The organism is Nostoc sp. LEGE 12447, from assembly GCF_015206985.1.
Lineage (GTDB): Bacteria > Cyanobacteriota > Cyanobacteriia > Cyanobacteriales > Nostocaceae > Nostoc.
The window spans coordinates 15,037-30,814 of record NZ_JADEXT010000017.1 but is presented as its reverse complement, the minus strand read 5'-3'; the positions used below and the strand labels follow the sequence as shown (position 1 = coordinate 30,814).

Annotated in this window: 16 protein-coding genes; 3 read left to right on the top strand and 13 right to left on the bottom strand. The window is 39.1% G+C overall.

From position 1 onward, the window contains the following. Positions 1-11 precede the first annotated feature (11 nt). The 11 genes from IQ274_RS18190 to IQ274_RS18140 all read right to left on the bottom strand — a co-directional run bounded on the left by IQ274_RS18190 (position 12) and on the right by IQ274_RS18140 (position 10,916). On the bottom strand, positions 12-272 hold the full coding sequence (locus IQ274_RS18190) for a hypothetical protein (protein ID WP_163930198.1): 261 nt from the start codon (positions 270-272) through the stop codon (positions 12-14). Positions 273-331: 59 nt separating this feature from the next. After that, positions 332-571 carry a hypothetical protein gene (locus tag IQ274_RS18185; RefSeq protein ID WP_114082867.1) on the bottom strand — a complete coding sequence of 80 codons (240 nt, stop codon included), beginning with the start codon at positions 569-571 and terminating at the stop codon, positions 332-334. Positions 572-1,055: 484 nt separating this feature from the next. Then, positions 1,056-1,628 (bottom strand): hypothetical protein, encoded by a 573-nt coding sequence (locus IQ274_RS18180; protein ID WP_179074140.1) that lies wholly within the window; start codon positions 1,626-1,628, stop codon positions 1,056-1,058. Between the two features lie 114 nt (positions 1,629-1,742). After that, complete coding sequence (locus IQ274_RS18175; RefSeq protein ID WP_194143043.1) at positions 1,743-3,347, bottom strand: TrbI/VirB10 family protein; 1,605 nt, start codon at positions 3,345-3,347, stop codon at positions 1,743-1,745. Beyond that, the gene (locus IQ274_RS18170) at positions 3,344-4,048 is read right to left on the bottom strand and encodes a hypothetical protein (protein WP_163930192.1); all 705 of its coding nucleotides are present in this window, start codon (positions 4,046-4,048) and stop codon (positions 3,344-3,346) included. The genes IQ274_RS18175 and IQ274_RS18170 overlap by 4 nt, the downstream gene beginning before the upstream one ends. A 74-nt stretch (positions 4,049-4,122) precedes the next feature. Beyond that, positions 4,123-4,923, bottom strand: coding sequence for a hypothetical protein (locus tag IQ274_RS18165; RefSeq protein ID WP_163930190.1), 801 nt, complete (start codon positions 4,921-4,923; stop codon positions 4,123-4,125). 118 nt (positions 4,924-5,041) lie between these two features. Continuing rightward, positions 5,042-6,091: a hypothetical protein gene (locus IQ274_RS18160; RefSeq protein ID WP_163930188.1), complete on the bottom strand. Its 1,050-nt coding sequence runs from the start codon at positions 6,089-6,091 to the stop codon at positions 5,042-5,044. Positions 6,092-6,170: 79 nt separating this feature from the next. Continuing rightward, on the bottom strand, positions 6,171-6,998 hold the full coding sequence (locus tag IQ274_RS18155) for a hypothetical protein (protein ID WP_194143042.1): 828 nt from the start codon (positions 6,996-6,998) through the stop codon (positions 6,171-6,173). A gap of 210 nt (positions 6,999-7,208) precedes the next feature. Further along, positions 7,209-9,956 (bottom strand): hypothetical protein, encoded by a 2,748-nt coding sequence (locus IQ274_RS18150; protein WP_190936940.1) that lies wholly within the window; start codon positions 9,954-9,956, stop codon positions 7,209-7,211. Beyond that, on the bottom strand, positions 9,904-10,281 hold the full coding sequence (locus IQ274_RS18145) for a hypothetical protein (RefSeq protein ID WP_114082875.1): 378 nt from the start codon (positions 10,279-10,281) through the stop codon (positions 9,904-9,906). Before IQ274_RS18145 ends, IQ274_RS18150 begins: the two co-directional genes overlap by 53 nt. A gap of 14 nt (positions 10,282-10,295) precedes the next feature. Then, a complete protein-coding gene (locus IQ274_RS18140; RefSeq protein ID WP_194143041.1) occupies positions 10,296-10,916 on the bottom strand; it encodes a hypothetical protein in 621 nt (206 codons plus the stop codon). A gap of 437 nt (positions 10,917-11,353) precedes the next feature. Between IQ274_RS18140 and IQ274_RS18135 the strand changes: the two genes are divergently transcribed. The 3 genes from IQ274_RS18135 to IQ274_RS18125 all read left to right on the top strand — a co-directional run bounded on the left by IQ274_RS18135 (position 11,354) and on the right by IQ274_RS18125 (position 12,807). Beyond that, positions 11,354-11,521, top strand: coding sequence for a hypothetical protein (locus IQ274_RS18135; RefSeq protein ID WP_163930180.1), 168 nt, complete (start codon positions 11,354-11,356; stop codon positions 11,519-11,521). 420 nt (positions 11,522-11,941) lie between these two features. Next, positions 11,942-12,370 (top strand): hypothetical protein, encoded by a 429-nt coding sequence (locus IQ274_RS18130; RefSeq protein ID WP_163930178.1) that lies wholly within the window; start codon positions 11,942-11,944, stop codon positions 12,368-12,370. 203 nt (positions 12,371-12,573) lie between these two features. Further along, positions 12,574-12,807, top strand: a complete 234-nt coding sequence (locus tag IQ274_RS18125; RefSeq protein ID WP_114082879.1) for a DUF3134 domain-containing protein — start codon at positions 12,574-12,576, stop codon at positions 12,805-12,807. A gap of 152 nt (positions 12,808-12,959) precedes the next feature. Here the strand turns inward: IQ274_RS18125 and IQ274_RS18120 are convergent, their stop codons facing one another. Both IQ274_RS18120 and IQ274_RS18115 read right to left on the bottom strand, forming a co-directional pair. After that, positions 12,960-14,252 carry a murein transglycosylase A gene (locus IQ274_RS18120; RefSeq protein ID WP_163930176.1) on the bottom strand — a complete coding sequence of 431 codons (1,293 nt, stop codon included), beginning with the start codon at positions 14,250-14,252 and terminating at the stop codon, positions 12,960-12,962. A 118-nt stretch (positions 14,253-14,370) separates the two neighbouring features. After that, positions 14,371-15,717 carry a proton extrusion protein PcxA gene (locus IQ274_RS18115; protein WP_416209841.1) on the bottom strand — a complete coding sequence of 449 codons (1,347 nt, stop codon included), beginning with the start codon at positions 15,715-15,717 and terminating at the stop codon, positions 14,371-14,373. Positions 15,718-15,778 lie beyond the last annotated feature (61 nt).

Sequence of the window (15,778 nt, the reverse complement as noted above, 5' to 3'; positions counted from 1 at the left end):
CAGGCTTAAGTTTATGAATTAACGTTCCCTTTCATTAAACGGTGGATGAGGCGGCAAGGCCAGAAAAAAGCTCCACAGACACTTACTGAAGCGATCGCGGCCACAACTCGCCAAGTAGAATTGGTTTCAGTGGCAGACTCTGAAGGGTGAGCTTGTTGTGTACTTTTAGCTAGTTCTGGCACTGAACGAGATAGCTGGCTGGCTGTACTCACCCCTTCAATTGCGGCTCCAATTAGATAAGCTACGAGGGCGATTACTAGCCAGTGGTTCATAATATTCAACTGTTTAAACTCTGAGCGTATGCTTGGCATTAAGCAATCGATTTCTCGCGCTAATGATTGCCGCCTTGCCCGAAGGATAACCGACCTTCAGCCGTATCACGAATGAGAGGCAGTTTAGATTTTATATAAGTATTGAGGCTGCTATCTGCCTGGGCATCAAGAACCTGCTTTGCTTTTAACTGCTGGAGGAGTAATTGTACTAAAGCAGCATCGTCAAAATGGAGCAGGGTGTTGACCTGGGTGGACTCGATTACAGCCCAAAGCTGTTGCATCATTTTTGCAGTCACCATGAGTCTGTAACCTCTTAAGCTTTTCTTTATAATTACACAGATTTTGAATTTGTGCTTGATTTTTATCTGAAGAATTATAAAGATGTCGGCTTAAAATGCCTGATTAAGTAAGTTGGGCGTAAATAATTGTCGTTTGGATTAGGCAAAAGGCAAAAGGCAAAAGGCAATAGGTATAAGGGTTTTAGCCTAGTTAATTTTTATTTACATAGTTTGATTTTATTGTGCCAACTTAACTTAAACCAATATGGTTAAGTTATAGCGTTTTTCGATTGATTGAAATACAACCCTTCTCATTTATGATTCTTTACCCTAATGGTGGTGTATAGCGGTTCTAAATTGTATGGAACCCTTGTAGCCTCCTTCTTTTAGAGTTGCCCATTAAAGCAATGGTTTTAGAAAGAAAGCCACAATGCAGATATCCGTAAGCATCAGCACTTTTTGTCAAAACTAAACTTCAGTCGTTGTTGAGTGCTACTTTTGAAGTTTATCGTGGAACTTTCGCACAAGCTCCTTCTTGACCAGAAGGATCGGAAAAAATTGCTAAAGTGTGATATTCAGGATTATCTGTTCCATATATCACTCGGAAAGTATATAACTTATTTCTACCTTGCGCTTCGGTAACAACTGTTAAAAGTGTGTTTTTAGTAAGAGGAAGTCCAGGAATGTTCAGCTTTTTAATTCGTCTGAGTTGAATTACATTTGCTGCGGAGTTTTTACAATCTCCTATATTAGTATTAGCTTCTTGACCAAACTGCATACATACAGGTCCATCAAAATCTAGAGTTACCTGTGATGGATCGTTTAACCAAACTTTTTTAATTACTTCTCCAGATGGAATAAAACTTAAGTTTGTTCCTTGTTGATACCAAATCTTGATTGTAGGTATTAGTCCACCTAAACCCTGCGCTTGACAGGAAAATATGGAACGCAGAACAGCATTATTAGCACCAGCACGTCCTACCAACAATAACATAGCAACCGAGAAAATTAAGGAAGCTAGAGGTAGGAAATAAGAATTATGTGAGCTATTTCCTGACAAGTTAGTATTCTTTTTCATGGTTGCAAATTAGGAGATTGATAGAACAGGTAAAAATAGGGAAGATGGCAAGAAAACTAATTACTTAATTACCATTACCCAATGCAAATTTCAAATTGGTATCAATCCTACCTCTTAAAACTGGGTTACTTGATTAACGTATATTTCAATATTTGTACCGGCTGGCAAAAACCAAATATTCGTTTGCTGGGACATTTGGGCGATCGCCTGTTGATTACGTTGGGCAATTTGGGGGACTACAGAGTTCAAACCACCTTCCACAACCCCGGCTGCGATATCGCGTCTATTTTTAGTGACAGTAGTAAGAGTTGTGCTGCTACTGGTGTTGCCGTCAACGGTAGTTTGTGAAGTAAGTGGTTGCAGTTCAGTATCACTACGATTTATTAACTCTGCTGCTTTCCCAATACCTCCCAAAACGAATAGTCCTAAATCCATCGATGCTATGGACGAACCTTGACTGGGAAATTTATTTGCAATTAAAGGTTTGCCTTGGGTAGCGCGAATAATAATTGCATTGTTAGGTAAGCTTCGTTCTATCGGGTTGCCATTATTTTGCGAGACAACTTTCACTACGTTCATCTGCAAAAGACCTTGTTCGGAGAGGGAGCTAATTTCAGCTAGGAATTCGGTATTTGCAGGTAGAGCGATCGCACCATCGGTAGATTTTAGTGGTTCTTCTAATCGGATCACAAATACGTTTTTCTGTTCACCTGCATCACCACCACCACCGCCTGACTTGGTAGTTTCCCCAAATATTGCCGTCGCCAACACAGCTTTAGCACTACTTCCTACTGCTACAGATTTTTGTCCCTGCTGTTGCGCTTGACTGACTAGAGGAGCAGGAGTTTGCTGTTGTGGAGTTTGCTCAGGATTGGGGTTTGGTGTTTGTTGCTGCGGCTGTGGATTGTTTGGAGGTTCAGAAGCAGCTACCGTGTTATTAGGTTGATCGTTGGCATTGACTTGACCGTAGCTACCTAACTTTGATAATTTTGTCCACTCATCAAATGGGTTTGGTGGAGCTGGTGGAGTGATATTAACTACGGGTTGAGTGTTTGGCTTCACAACTGGTAGTTGGGATGATGGCAGTTGAGAAGCAGGTACTTTAACAATGCGCTCAACTGTCACTGTTCGAGGTGTGTAAGCTATTGGTGGGGGTGTTGGGATCACTTTCTGTGTACCTCTAGAAGAAATTGATGGTTCTCGTAAGGCTACTTTAGGCGTTGATTTGGCAATTCTGAGTTGTTGTTGGGCGGCTCTTACCAACTGTGCTTGTTCAGTCAGGGCTAATTTCGTTTTCAGAGTATCTACTTCGACTGCTAGCTGTTGAGAGGTCGATTCATTAATTGGTTGCTCACGCACCGGTGGGGAAACAATATTTTTTGGCTTCTGATTGCTGGTACCCATCAACTGGGACAAAAACACACCACCCACCAAAACGATCGCTAAAGTAGCAGCCCCTACCAAGCCTAATTTTGCAAAGGGGTTAGATGAGAGGGGTTGCTTAGTCTGAACTTCTTGTGGTTGATAAGGAGACTCTTGCGGCATTGCAGAGTCTTCCGATCCTTGAGGATCTCCAGAAAAAGATTCTTCTTCTAAGCCAACCAACTTTGAAATCCGTGATTCCCAATCAAAAGATTCTACTTCTTGTTGGCGATCGTCGGTGGTTAGAGCAAATCCATTTTGAGGAGGCGTTTGGGCAGGAATTGAGTATCGAGTCATGGTAAAGCTTGGTTGGGATTTCCAGAACAATTTTTATCTTGGATTTCACAGACATTATAAATTTCTAATCTGGCTTCACCAAGGCGGTAAGCTGCGAAGTGCGTCGGTAGTGGCGCATTTGGTAGTGAAGTTGCTGGTTCATCTATTGCTCTAACTAAAATTTGTTTATTAAACGAAACTGATTTTCCCAACCTATCATAACCGCTAAAAATTAATTGATTGGCAAACATCTCTACTTTCCAGTTTCCCTTACTGATTTCTATTGGTTGAGAAATTTTTTGGATGACTAATACATTCTCAGTTCCTCTACTAACATTTTCAAATTGACTATCTGGATTTAAATTAGTAATTTCTGACTTAAGTTTTTGTTTAAAATCATCAGCTACCAGTTGAGAAGTAATTTCCCAGACCTGTGTAGGTGGCTGTTGTTGTGACCAGTTAAGCATTAAGCTCATTGTTTCACCCACAAAGCGCCGAATAGCCTCTGGCTGTCGCTCTAAATTTGGTTGAGCGTCTACTGTTATAGTGCGACCATCAACAAGTTGTACCAAACTTTGAGGTGTAAGTTGCCGACTTAACTGTTGTAACATAGACCCATGAAATATTAGTAAAAGCAAGGTTAATACATGTAAACCAAATGTTCCTACTGCCAAGAGTGGTAATGGGCTATTTCTCTTATTTTCTGGTTTAAGTAATTGCATTAATAATTGATTATATAAATTGAACTATGAGTTGGGTAATTAAAAATCTCTTATTTGATAAAGCTATCAGAGGTTTATCCGGCCCTACATTGCTTTAAATTATCTTCGTTAAGGTTGTTATACCCATCTAGCAAACATAAATTACGAATTTCATAAATTTCTAGTTTATCAGTGCGGACACTATAAATTGCTTTTTGCAAGTCTGTGCCATTATCGGCTTGGGGATTACCAAAATAATCTACTGCACGGACAAGGAAATCTTTGTTAAAAGGAGTGACTATTTTTTCACCACCAACTCGATTTTTTTGAATTAAGTCGGCTACCATTCCCACTCGCCACTTACCTGGTGCAATTTGTTTTGGTGGATACACTCGCTTAATAATTAATTGTGATGTCATAACTTGGTTAGGATTTTCCGAGAAAACTTCTGGCGGGGTCATTTCTGCAACTGTGCTTAAGAAACCTTTGCGAAAGTCTTCTGATAAGGCAAAACTTGCTATCCAAGTGCTAGTACTAATTTTTTGGCTACTACCTTGGGGTGTTCTAATTAGAATTCCTAAATCTGCTTTAGGATTTGCAACTTCTTCGATATTTTGTGGTGGTAAGGTTCCCGACCAGGTAAACATTGATATCATCGTTTTGCTGATGAATCGGCGGATTGCTTCTGGTTCTCTTGCTAAATCATCAATATTGCGTACTGGTTTACCATCTATTAATTGCACAAAGTTGGGAGGTTTTCTCAGACTGAGTTGGCGAATATTTAGCCCTTGAAATATGAATAAAAGTAAAACTAATACATGTAAACTGAAAGACGCGATCGCAAAAATGGTCAAAACACTTCCCGTTCTTTGTCTTTTTTCTAGTAGACGCACCATTTATTCATCTCCTCCTGCAAAAAACTTCAGCCATTATATATGATGATTTGCGTATAGTCGGCAAGTCAGGAAAGAAGCCAATATTTAGATAGATTCTTCTTTAGAAATTTTGAGTTGCTTATATCCTCTCCTTCACTAAAGAAGCCGTATTGCTAATAGCACTGAAAACTGCAAAACCGCCAGCCGCAGCTACAAGTAAGGATAAAAGTGGTGCTAAAATTCCTAGAAAAATAATGAACCACATTAAATCTGGATCAACATTAGCATCTTGACCTGGCCCATTGACAATAACTGCGGCAGTCAGTACAGCAATAATATTGAATGAAATCTTGGCAATTCCAATAGATAAAAATCCAGTCAGCCATGCGAAAATTGGTTTTCCCGCTACAGGTAGTAAAGACCCACCTACAGCTATTGGGCCTAATGCTGCTATCAGCAACATCGTAGCTTCTATCAAATTCTGAAAGGCATATTGTAACGAGACTAAAAAGTTTTTGATACTCGTTTGGACTGTAGAACCTAATAAAGAATTAAATGAGGTTTCTGATACAATGCCAGTGCCATATCTAATGTTATCTACCTTCGTTTGTAGTCTAATTATCCAATTTTTATTCCCATATATATCTCTATATTTTTGCCAAAGAATATTAACTTTTTCGGCAGCTTTGACAAAGCATTGACTTTGTTGTTCGCCAGTCAGTGATTGACATGGACGCAGCAAAGAACCAGCTACTTCTTCGGCAACACTCATATTCAGTGCTTGCTGGTACATTTTGTCTGCATCTGCTGATACCACGACTTGCTGATTCACAGTGTTTAGAAAATTCCGCACTCCTAGTGTCAGATTAGAAAGAATACTTCCATTGGCTGAATTACTTAAGAGAATCACCACAATAAAAGGCCAAATTAAAGCTGATATGGGACGGGTATATTCATAGGATAATAAGTCTTTGAGGAATTGTATCATGAAAAACAACAGGGTTCCTACCGCAAAAAAAATACCCAGATTTGTCAGCGCTCCATACAAGTTATTACTGCTGTTATTTTGTAATAAATCTAGCCATTGCTTATCCCAACCTTCGGCAATACTTTGAGAGGTTGCGGCACCATTATCAAGAATCTCATCGATGCCTACTTGGGCAAAAATTTGTTGAATAGCAAGTTGCATGTTCAGTTAAGTAACTGTCTTTTAAGAAAGGTATTTTCTAGAATCAGAAGAATTGAAATTTCTCAATTTTAAATTTCAATTATTTAAGCTTTCTGCCAAACAAATCTAGTTGAGAACTCGCCCGCAAAAGTCTCGCGGCTTCTGTAGAAGTTTCTACTCTCCGAGCGCGATTTGCCTCTTCTGCCTGCTGAGAAATATTTGCTAAGTTTAAATTTGAGTATTGCAAAGACTGATTATTTTGTAATGTTTGAGCAAATGTTTCAGCTACGATTTTCGATTGCTCCTGTTGGATTTTAATGGTTTCTTGGTTGGTAGTTAACAATGCTAATAAGCCCTGACCTAGCAAGTTATCGGCAATACTTATAACTTGTTTAGCAGCCGTGTCAATACCAGTACTTTCCAATTTATTCTTAAAGCTATTAATCTGGTTATCAGCATCATTTGATCCGGCAATATCTTGCAGACTTCTCTCTGTATTTTCTAACTTTGATTTTGTCCGAATTTGTCCCTTTTCGCCAAGAATCCCTACCGCTACTCCACGGGTAATTACCCGATTGAGTTCATTACTAATTAAATTTCCCCGCACTGCTGAATTATTCTCAAAGCGACCTGCTCTTGAGTCGGAATTATAAGAGTAGAGAATCAAATTATCACGAACTCTTTGCCCAGCGATAACAGGGTTAGGTATATTCAATTCTCCTCTGGCATTACTCAGAGCATTTTGACTCTGTACTTCTACAGGCTTTAAGTTGTCGCTCAGATTATATTGAAGGTAGTTTTGCAAATCTGTAGAATATGATTGAAAATCAGTCCAAACCTGGCCTAATGCCCCCGTCTGAATTTGTGCCATTGCTGGTAGGATTGCCAAAGATAGCAATGTCAAAGTAAAAATGGTAGTTTTTCTCATATTTCTGTACCTCAAAAAGTAGATGCAATTAAGTTTGCTGTAAGTAGGATTTAATTTACAAGAAAGAAAGTTGCAAAACAAAATTAAATTATTGTGGGTTGGGCAATATGAGCGCCCTAACTAAGTTAAATGTGAAACTACATATTTGGGGTAAATATCTTGTCTGCCTTTGCTTACGGGCGACCGAGATGTCCATGATAAAGTCCACGATTAACTACTACGTAAAGTAGCCACTAACTGACGTGCAAAGGCAGAAATTGCTTCATATTTATTGTTGTGGAGTTGCATAATTTTACTCCGGGCAGTTTGTTCAGAGGGGTTATTAGCAACTGCTGCTAATTGTTCATAACCTGGATAATAACGACAGAATGTATAAATACCGTTATCATCTAATAGCCATTGGCTATAGACACCTTCTTTGCGGGGAAAAAAGCTTTCTGAAGCATTACGAGAAATAATGTTGCGGGGATATTTTAAGATATCTGCAAAACTATCCACTGCAACTGGTTGAATCCGGCCAATCAATCGTGTTGTCAAGTTTTGCAAAATTTTAGATGCAGCTTTAGATTTGGCAATGGTATCAGGATCTTGTCCTGATAAGATGACTCTGATACCGGCTTTAGCACCGTTGGCACAAATTCTGCCAACTAAGTCAGAGATTTGCTCGAATTCAAATAAAATTGGTGCTTCGTCAATAAAGAATATAGAAGCTGGACTACTTAATGCCCGTCGTAATGCTGCTGAATAGGCACTCAAGGATAGTACGGCTGCATCTTCACTATCTGATAAGTTTCTGAGAGCAAAAACTAACAGTTGTGCATCAGTAGGAAAGCTAGATGGTGCAGAAATAGCTTGTCCCACCCGACTAGAAAGCCAAAACCGCAAGCGTAGTTGAATTTGACTCAGAGCGTCTTCTACTCTGCCACTTAAAGAATCTAGCTGCAAGTATTCTGGCGAGCAGAAATAAAGAAAATCTTTCAAGGTTGGGGTTTTCTGCCAAGCCAGAGTGCCGAATCCTGCCATCATCGCCTGTCGATATCGCTCTTTGATGCCCTCATCTGTAAAGAAGGCTTCTAAAGCTAGGTTGAGCAGCGATCGCACTGTTTGCGATAAAATTTGACTTTCAGTGGACGATCCTAAAACCATTGTCATTAAAGCTGATTCTAGGAAGGCGGTATAATCGTTAAAGCGATCGCGCTGTTGTTCTGGTTCTAGCGATCGCAAATCTGGCTGTTCAAATAAGTTATTTGATTGTTTAGAGATATCAAAATAGGCTCCATTCCCCTCCATAAACTCTGTATAGTCTGTGAAAGTTGATGTACCATCAGGTTTAGGGAAATCTAACGCCACTACAGGAATGCCATGCGCCAAAGCTTGAGTTAAAATCCCTGAGACTAATACCGATTTACCAGCACGAGTTGTCGCAAACAAAGCTAAATTTTTGTGTTGATTAAACAAATCTAAATGTACGGGTGTTCCGCCTTCTTCGGCAATCAATTCAAAGCCTTCTTTATCACCCCGTTTAGTTAAAACTAAAGGCATTAATCCGGGAACTTCACTGGTTAAATATAGCTGACGACGGTTAAAGGGTGTTGCTAATAAACCTTCCCAAACTATTGGTAGAGTTTGCAGCCAAATTTTCCAAGCATATTCAGTTTCCCTAATTACCCTTGCTGGACGTTGAAAACAGTTTTCAATATACCTTGTTGCCTCATCTAATTTTTCGACTGTTGGACGATGTACCAAAATAGCGATACTCGTATAAATCGGAACTGCACCTTCAAATAATTGTTCTTGCGCCGCTACCGATTTCTTCAGCTTCAATTGAGCGTTGACATCAATGGTTTTACTTTTTTCTTGAGCCATGATTGTCGTCATGTTTGACTGCTTCAGTACTCGTTGTAAAGTCGTTTTTACCATTGCTGGATTTGCGGCAGTCAACTCACAAAAAATCTCTGTATCTACTACTCGTTCTCTAGCCAACAGTTCCCATAAATATCGCAGTTGGGAAGATTTATTTGGCCAACCTCCGGGTTTTTCGAGAAATGACAGTGCGCCAATATAACGATTGTTAACATTAACCCAACGGCGATCGGCACAAGGTACGCTAGACTCCATCAGCAAAGTTGTGCCGTGGATATTGTCTATCAGCAATTTAGTACTAGCTAAATCTGAATTAGCTTGCTCATGCAGTCCTTGTTCATCTAATGTCATCAACTGAGGAATCTCTATTGCCTCTGTATCATTAAACCTTTTCCAGACCTCTTTCCAGAGTTCATCTGCTGTCAAAGGTTTGATATCCAATCCCATTTGATTAGATAAAATCTGTTCCCAACGCAGAAAACCCTGCTTGTAAGCATTTGTGATTAGGGTTTCGATGCGTTGATTTTCTACTTCTGAGAGTTCACCTTTGAATTTCAACCACCATGATTCAGCTTTGACTAAAAGCTTCTCTATCCAATCATCTGCATGTTGCGAGTTAGATTCAATGGTGTAAGTGACATAAATCCGCAAAAATTTTGGCTTTCTAACACCAGAAACAGTCAGTTCTTTGACTCTGGCTCTTTCTGCCATCAACAAGTATTTGATATCTCGTGATGGCGCATTTTTGATTAGTGATGCTAATTCCTTTTGGCGCTCTTTGTCGGAACTAAAAGATCCCAAATGCAGCGTCATTCTTTCACCGCTAGGGATATCTTTTAATCCAGCTTCAATGTTATTAAAAAGTGTATCGATTTGTTCGGGTCTTAAAGTAGTATGAATTCCCTTACAGTCAAAACCAAAAACAAAGCAAAACCGATCTTTTTGAGTGCCTTTTGTCAAAAGGTACGCGCCAATATCGCGTCCATTCAAGGCGACACGTAGCATTGTCGCCAAGTGTAAGGCATCTTCAAATGGTGTTAATCTACTTTCGTTTCCGGCTATGCCGACGCTTTGTTTTCCGATTTTTTGCTTCATGGTTAACTTCCAGTAAGCTTTGATAACGAGCAAAGCCTCTTGTCCAAGCGGGAACGCCAATAAATTTACTTAAAAAACTCCAACTCCTACCACCAGTTAAAATCCACCAGGTTCCTATTCCCCAACCAGTCATTAGTACTGTCCACAACCATTTTTGAAACTCTTCTTGGAAAAGACCCCCAAAAATTCCATTGATAATAAAGTAGGAGGCTAAGGCAATCACCGTCCAAGGAAGAATTTGATCGGCAGGGATGGGCCCTAGAGAAGGTTGGCTTCCCAGAACCTGATTAACTGGACGAAATTCTTGTTCCCGCTCTTGAGACATTTGAAATATCTGAATTATTTACTGCTATCGCCAATTACAAAGCGTGTGAGTACATCAGCAATAGTAACAGCAACAACGACTAATAGGGGAGTTCTGGCAATGCTTTGCCAATCTTCATCTTTACGCACTGCGTTGATCACACCGACCAGGGAGATGGCAATATATAGTAAGTAAATCGCCCGCAACACATTAAATATCAAACTTACAGCTGTGTTGCTACCACCACTATTGGTTGTTGAACCATCACTTAAGGTTTTTTTGAAAAACTTTTCAGCTTCCCCAAAAAACTGTGCTTGTGCGGGGCCTGCAAAACAATCTAACCAATAAAAACTCAGGATGATGGCTGCTGCTAGAATTTGCAATAATATTAGCGATCGCTTTGGTAAATTTACCTGCTGCCCAATTTGCTGGGTGATGACTGCAATTAAACTACCAACGAGTAAACAAAAGAGCAGGATAGGACTTTTTAGACTGATAACGCTTATAAGTACAGCACAAGCAATCAAAAAAGGAACAGATTCCACCAAAATAATCAAGCTGGATTCCAGTCCCAGTCTTAACTTATGAGATCCTTTGACTGCGCTAACAGTTAAAGCTTTGAAAAAGTTTCTCTTGTGAGAACTTTGTCTAGACATTTGCTAATTTTCCTATGGTGTACTTGAGTGTTGGTTGTCTAAAATCTTACGCTTACTTAGAACTTAACATGATTGAACATTCATTTGTAATGGAATGATGAAGTTCGCAGTAAAGTCTTACATTATATACAAACTATTATTAATTTAAATTAATAAAATATTAATTTTAGTTTAATAAGGTAAGTATGCGTGGTTTGAGAAACGAGGTTTCAAGCTTTAAACCATAACTGCCATCGTTCTCCTAAACTCTTTCTATCTCAGTGCTTTTGCCTCAATTAGAAGCTGCGGAATTCAGTAGAAACGCGAGCCAATGCTTGAACGCGTAGTTACAAGTTCTATAGAAAACATTTTATTCCTCCCAGTAACCGTTTTGTGAGGTGTTATCTTTTTCTTGTATATTACAATTTACGACATACTTGTTACAAGTTTGAGTAAGTTTGCAACGTAGTGGCTACAGTATCCCACTGGTAAAAGATGGGAATACTTTTGCAGATTATGTTATACCACTAATTGTCTCAGCTATTGCCAACTCACCCAATGGGTTCAGCGACAGTCCTGTAAATAATTTATTCGGATTCTTAGATGAGATGATGCGATCGCACTAACTATTCATCCTCTGTGTCTTTAATTATCTAAAAATCGGAATTGAATACAACTTAATGCTGTTGTTGACCTTGCATCTATGGGTCAGACATAGTTGAAAAAAGTTCAACCGTCAACTATGTTATGATAAGATAGTTGAGAAATATTTTCGGTCATGTAACTGACTATGTAGACACCTCTCCGAATCTAAATCTCTACAAACTTTGCTTCTGGAGGTGTTTTTTGTCAGTTTATATTGCAAATTTATCCTTTAAAGATGAGAGTCTTTAAGGATTGCAAAAATTGAAATTTTTAGTGAGTAGAACTGTATTGCAATACCTGGCGTGAAACGGATACCTCTCACTTTCAAAAAATATGCTAAAAAGAACGGACAAGTTTAGTGTGTCACAAACGCAGACAACATACGGATAGTACTTAAACTTATGCCAACGGATATAATTACCCGTCCTGAGTCTCTCACAGAAGATTGTTTCTTTACTTACGCCCTTGGGACTGATTTGCACGACACTAATTCCACAGCCAAATATTTACGCAGAATCAGAAAAGAAGATAAACCTTATATCGATATAGCTGTTTCTCCCAGACCTGGCTATCGGTTTGAGGTTTGTCTTATCCCTGTTGAAGGGTTCGCTCAAGAAACAATCTTAACAAAAGATGGGTTCGCCAAAGCTTTAGCGATTATTTGTGCTGTATCTAACAAAGCTAGAAAGCGATTTCCTTCAGGAAATGGACAAGAGATTGTCCGGTGTCAATTTAGCAATTTAGCTGATGCAGTCGCTGTAGCGAACAGATTGTCTGCATTACCCTCTGATATGTATGAAACTCTCGGCAAGGTACCAAATGCTTTGTGAGATTGTGTCCGCTTTAAGATTTATGATTAAGGCTGACGCAAAGACATTTTAATGGTAAGTAAGTAGACGGACAAGAGAATAAAAAACTCAATAGTTCATATTTTATTTGTTCATAAAAGTCTTGCCTAACGAGCCTTTTAACCTTAAATGTACAATTTTTCTGTTTTTGTACAGCGATCCATAATTCAAAGTGAGTCTTTTTTATGCCTATCAGTCCTTTGCGTGAAGAACCTCGTAACCAACGAGCGCCTGTAATTCGTACAAGTAATGAATTTATTCTTTTGGAATGGCTAAAGTCAACTGGTCGTCTAATTGAGCGTGAACATCAAGAATCTGAGTATCTAAATGAAGTAGAAGAAATTTCAGAAATGATCGACCTTGATGATATCCCTTACGATCATGACGATGATGATGGTGATATGGATATAGAAGCGTAATTTGTAATTCGTAATTCGTAATACTCGCTAAAGACGAGAAGCAAACTACGTAATTTGTAATTACACCAAGCGTATCATTAATGCCCAAAGGCTAAGAATCCCGGCTTTTTTTTAGAGAAGTCGGGATTCTTAGTATGAAAGCGCGAGTGGGTTTAATTCTTGGATTTGAGTAGTAGATAAAATAATTGTCCATTGCTGACTGTGACACCAGCGCGATCGCCTGCTAATTTCCCAGTACCTAAAAAATAATCTACCCTACCTGCACCTTTAATTGCGCCACCAGTATCTTGGTCAAGAACATAGCGGCTAATGATACGCTCCTCCAGTTTTCCGGTAGGATTAGCGAAAGGAATAGAAGCGCGAATCAACGCTAAAGCACCAGGAGGCATGAGAGATTTATCTGTAGCGATGGAACGCTCTGCTGTTAGGGGTACGTTGATCGAACCTTGAGCTGGTTCACCGTGATTTTTTTGAAAAAAAACAAAACTACGATCGCGCGGAATATAAATATTTAATTCTTGGGGATGCTTTTGGAAATAGTCGAGAATAATTGGCATAGTTACACCTTCTAGGGGTAATTTGCCATCATTAACTAATTCTCGCCCAATGCTCTTGTAATTATAAGCGGTATTACCTGCGTAACCAATTGTTGTTTGAGTCCCATCGGGAAGCTGAAGTTTCGCTGAACCTTGAATTTGAGTTAGATATGGTTCGAGGCGATCGCGAAACCAAAACAACTCTAATCCTCGTAATTTCCCTTTTGCGCCTTGTAAACCATCTGCTCCTTCTAACTCCTCTCGTGTCGGATGCGGCTTAGGCCAGGAGTTTAAATCAGGAGGTAATCGATAAACAGGATAGCGATATTCTGGTGTGGGGACGCGACTGGCTGCGTAAATCGGTTCATAATAGGCGGTGAATAAAACGGAACCTTGATTATCTTTACCGACTGACTGGTAAAGAACAAATTCTCGCTCGATGGCTTGATGTAATTCGGTTGCAGAATTAGTTGTCAAGACGAGTTCGCGGAATCTTTTCAAGCTTTTGAAGACGCGATCGCGTGTAATTCCAGCTACCTGGTAATTCTGATAAGCAGTTGCAGCATTAGCCGTTTGCAAGTATTGGAGACTTTGAGCGATCGCACTTAATAGCGCCTTTTTGTCTGGTATTTCTCCATAGAGAAGTTCATCCAAGCAAGACGTATCACCTTGACAACAAGTAATTGGTAGTCTCTGAATTAATGGTGCTTTTTGCTTTTGTGGAAGTACATTTTGGTTTTCACCAGTCAAGGAAACTGGTATATCCCACTTTTTCAACCGACATTCTGACGGACTGAGTTCTTGATGCGCCAAAGATTGCATCCGCACTAGAAAAATCGACAAAACCACAGGTAAGCCAATAGCGATAAATTTGCTAAACTTTCCTAACTCAGCAAGTGTCTTTTTCATCAAAATTCAAAATTTTTGAGATTATCCCACTTTGCTCAAATTCAAAAATTAAACCGAAAAGCGAGAGTCATTAGTCATTCATTCTCTGTGCCATGCCCAAAGCCCCATTCCCAATAACTTATTCATTCATATTACGATAAGTCGCAACTGCCGAAGGCGATATCCGATTCAAATATCGGAATATCCAATATTTGAAAATGGTATCTAAAATCACTGGGAATGTAGCAATAAATAAGAAAATAAAATCTCGATTTGCTGGTAATCCCCAATGACGCGATACACCTTCTAGAAGTACTTCCCAGCCATGAGGAGAGTGGAAACCTACAAATATATCAGTAAACAAAATGATGATAAATGCCTTGGCACTATCACTAAGTCCATAGACAATATTATCAAAGAAATCTTTGACTACAGCAATAGAAGACTTGCTAACAAGCAAAAGCCAGATAAAAGCACCAACTGAGAACATATCTGCAAAAACATTTTTGATCGCATTAGAGCTTTCTTGACGAAATTCTTCAGCAAGCTCTACAGCCTTGTTTGCCATTTTAGCTTCTATCTGTTCAGACGAAAGTGGAGGAGCATTTATAATGAGATTTTCAAACTTGAGTTTTTCTTCAAATCTTTCTAATTTTTCAAGAGCTTCCTCTTCCATTTCTGAGTTGATAAATATCTGCATCTGATCGCTACTTCTAAAATGCTCAACAGATGGCCCGACGACGAAAGCTTTTGCTATCTGATGCGTCAAAAGTGGTATGATAATTAATAGTAAAATAAACCTGATAGATATTATTGTTCTTCTTTGAGTTTGACGAAAATTCTGAATTACTTCTTTTTCAGAATTAGGATCTAATTCAACTTGCAGACGAGTGATAGTACTTAAAATAGAACGGGGTAGAACGCCTGTTGTATCTACTTTACCCTTGGGTTTTGGTTTTTTCTCCGAGTCTTGAGTTGGTATTTTGGGTGGTAACGTTGGAGTATTGACGAGCAGCAATTTGTCATCAGATATGGCAGAGTTAATTGGTAGATTTGGAGGTTTGACTGCTAAAGCGTTAGAAGTTATTTGATCGGAACTTATGGTGTATTTGGATATAACTTGATCGATAAAGTTTAGCTTTTCTAAAACCAAAGAAGGACTGGGATGTTCTATACCTGCTTTCTGAGCAGCTTTTTGATTCTCTTCATTTAGAAACCAACGGCTTGCTCTAAACTCTGTCAGCCGCATCTTAGCAATTTTTAAAAGCTTGTTGAGGTCTGACTCAAAATAATCCATCACGCTGTTACTATACGTGGCTGAACCAATGTCTATTTTATTACCACTGAAATGCTTATCTTCTATTTCCTTAATCTTTAATGCTGCATCGTAAGCTTCATGTAAAGAACGTTCAGGAGTCTGTAAGTACCATCGATAAGCAGCAAGTAGAAAAGAATAGATTTTTTGGCTAAAAACAGAATTTTTCATTGGAAACAATCATCCAGCATTATTTGGTGATTCTTAACCTTAAGTTAACCCACGAGGTATA

Coding starts and splice junctions, on each gene's coding strand:
- IQ274_RS18190 (WP_163930198.1), bottom strand. CDS start 272: ATGAACCACTGGCTAGTAATCGCCCTCGTAGCTTATCTAATTGGAGCC.
- IQ274_RS18185 (WP_114082867.1), bottom strand. CDS start 571: ATGGTGACTGCAAAAATGATGCAACAGCTTTGGGCTGTAATCGAGTCC.
- IQ274_RS18180 (WP_179074140.1), bottom strand. CDS start 1,628: ATGAAAAAGAATACTAACTTGTCAGGAAATAGCTCACATAATTCTTAT.
- IQ274_RS18175 (WP_194143043.1), bottom strand. CDS start 3,347: ATGACTCGATACTCAATTCCTGCCCAAACGCCTCCTCAAAATGGATTT.
- IQ274_RS18170 (WP_163930192.1), bottom strand. CDS start 4,048: ATGCAATTACTTAAACCAGAAAATAAGAGAAATAGCCCATTACCACTC.
- IQ274_RS18165 (WP_163930190.1), bottom strand. CDS start 4,923: ATGGTGCGTCTACTAGAAAAAAGACAAAGAACGGGAAGTGTTTTGACC.
- IQ274_RS18160 (WP_163930188.1), bottom strand. CDS start 6,091: ATGCAACTTGCTATTCAACAAATTTTTGCCCAAGTAGGCATCGATGAG.
- IQ274_RS18155 (WP_194143042.1), bottom strand. CDS start 6,998: ATGAGAAAAACTACCATTTTTACTTTGACATTGCTATCTTTGGCAATC.
- IQ274_RS18150 (WP_190936940.1), bottom strand. CDS start 9,956: ATGAAGCAAAAAATCGGAAAACAAAGCGTCGGCATAGCCGGAAACGAA.
- IQ274_RS18145 (WP_114082875.1), bottom strand. CDS start 10,281: ATGTCTCAAGAGCGGGAACAAGAATTTCGTCCAGTTAATCAGGTTCTG.
- IQ274_RS18140 (WP_194143041.1), bottom strand. CDS start 10,916: ATGTCTAGACAAAGTTCTCACAAGAGAAACTTTTTCAAAGCTTTAACT.
- IQ274_RS18130 (WP_163930178.1), top strand. CDS start 11,942: ATGCCAACGGATATAATTACCCGTCCTGAGTCTCTCACAGAAGATTGT.
- IQ274_RS18125 (WP_114082879.1), top strand. CDS start 12,574: ATGCCTATCAGTCCTTTGCGTGAAGAACCTCGTAACCAACGAGCGCCT.
- IQ274_RS18120 (WP_163930176.1), bottom strand. CDS start 14,252: ATGAAAAAGACACTTGCTGAGTTAGGAAAGTTTAGCAAATTTATCGCT.
- IQ274_RS18115 (WP_416209841.1), bottom strand. CDS start 15,717: ATGAAAAATTCTGTTTTTAGCCAAAAAATCTATTCTTTTCTACTTGCT.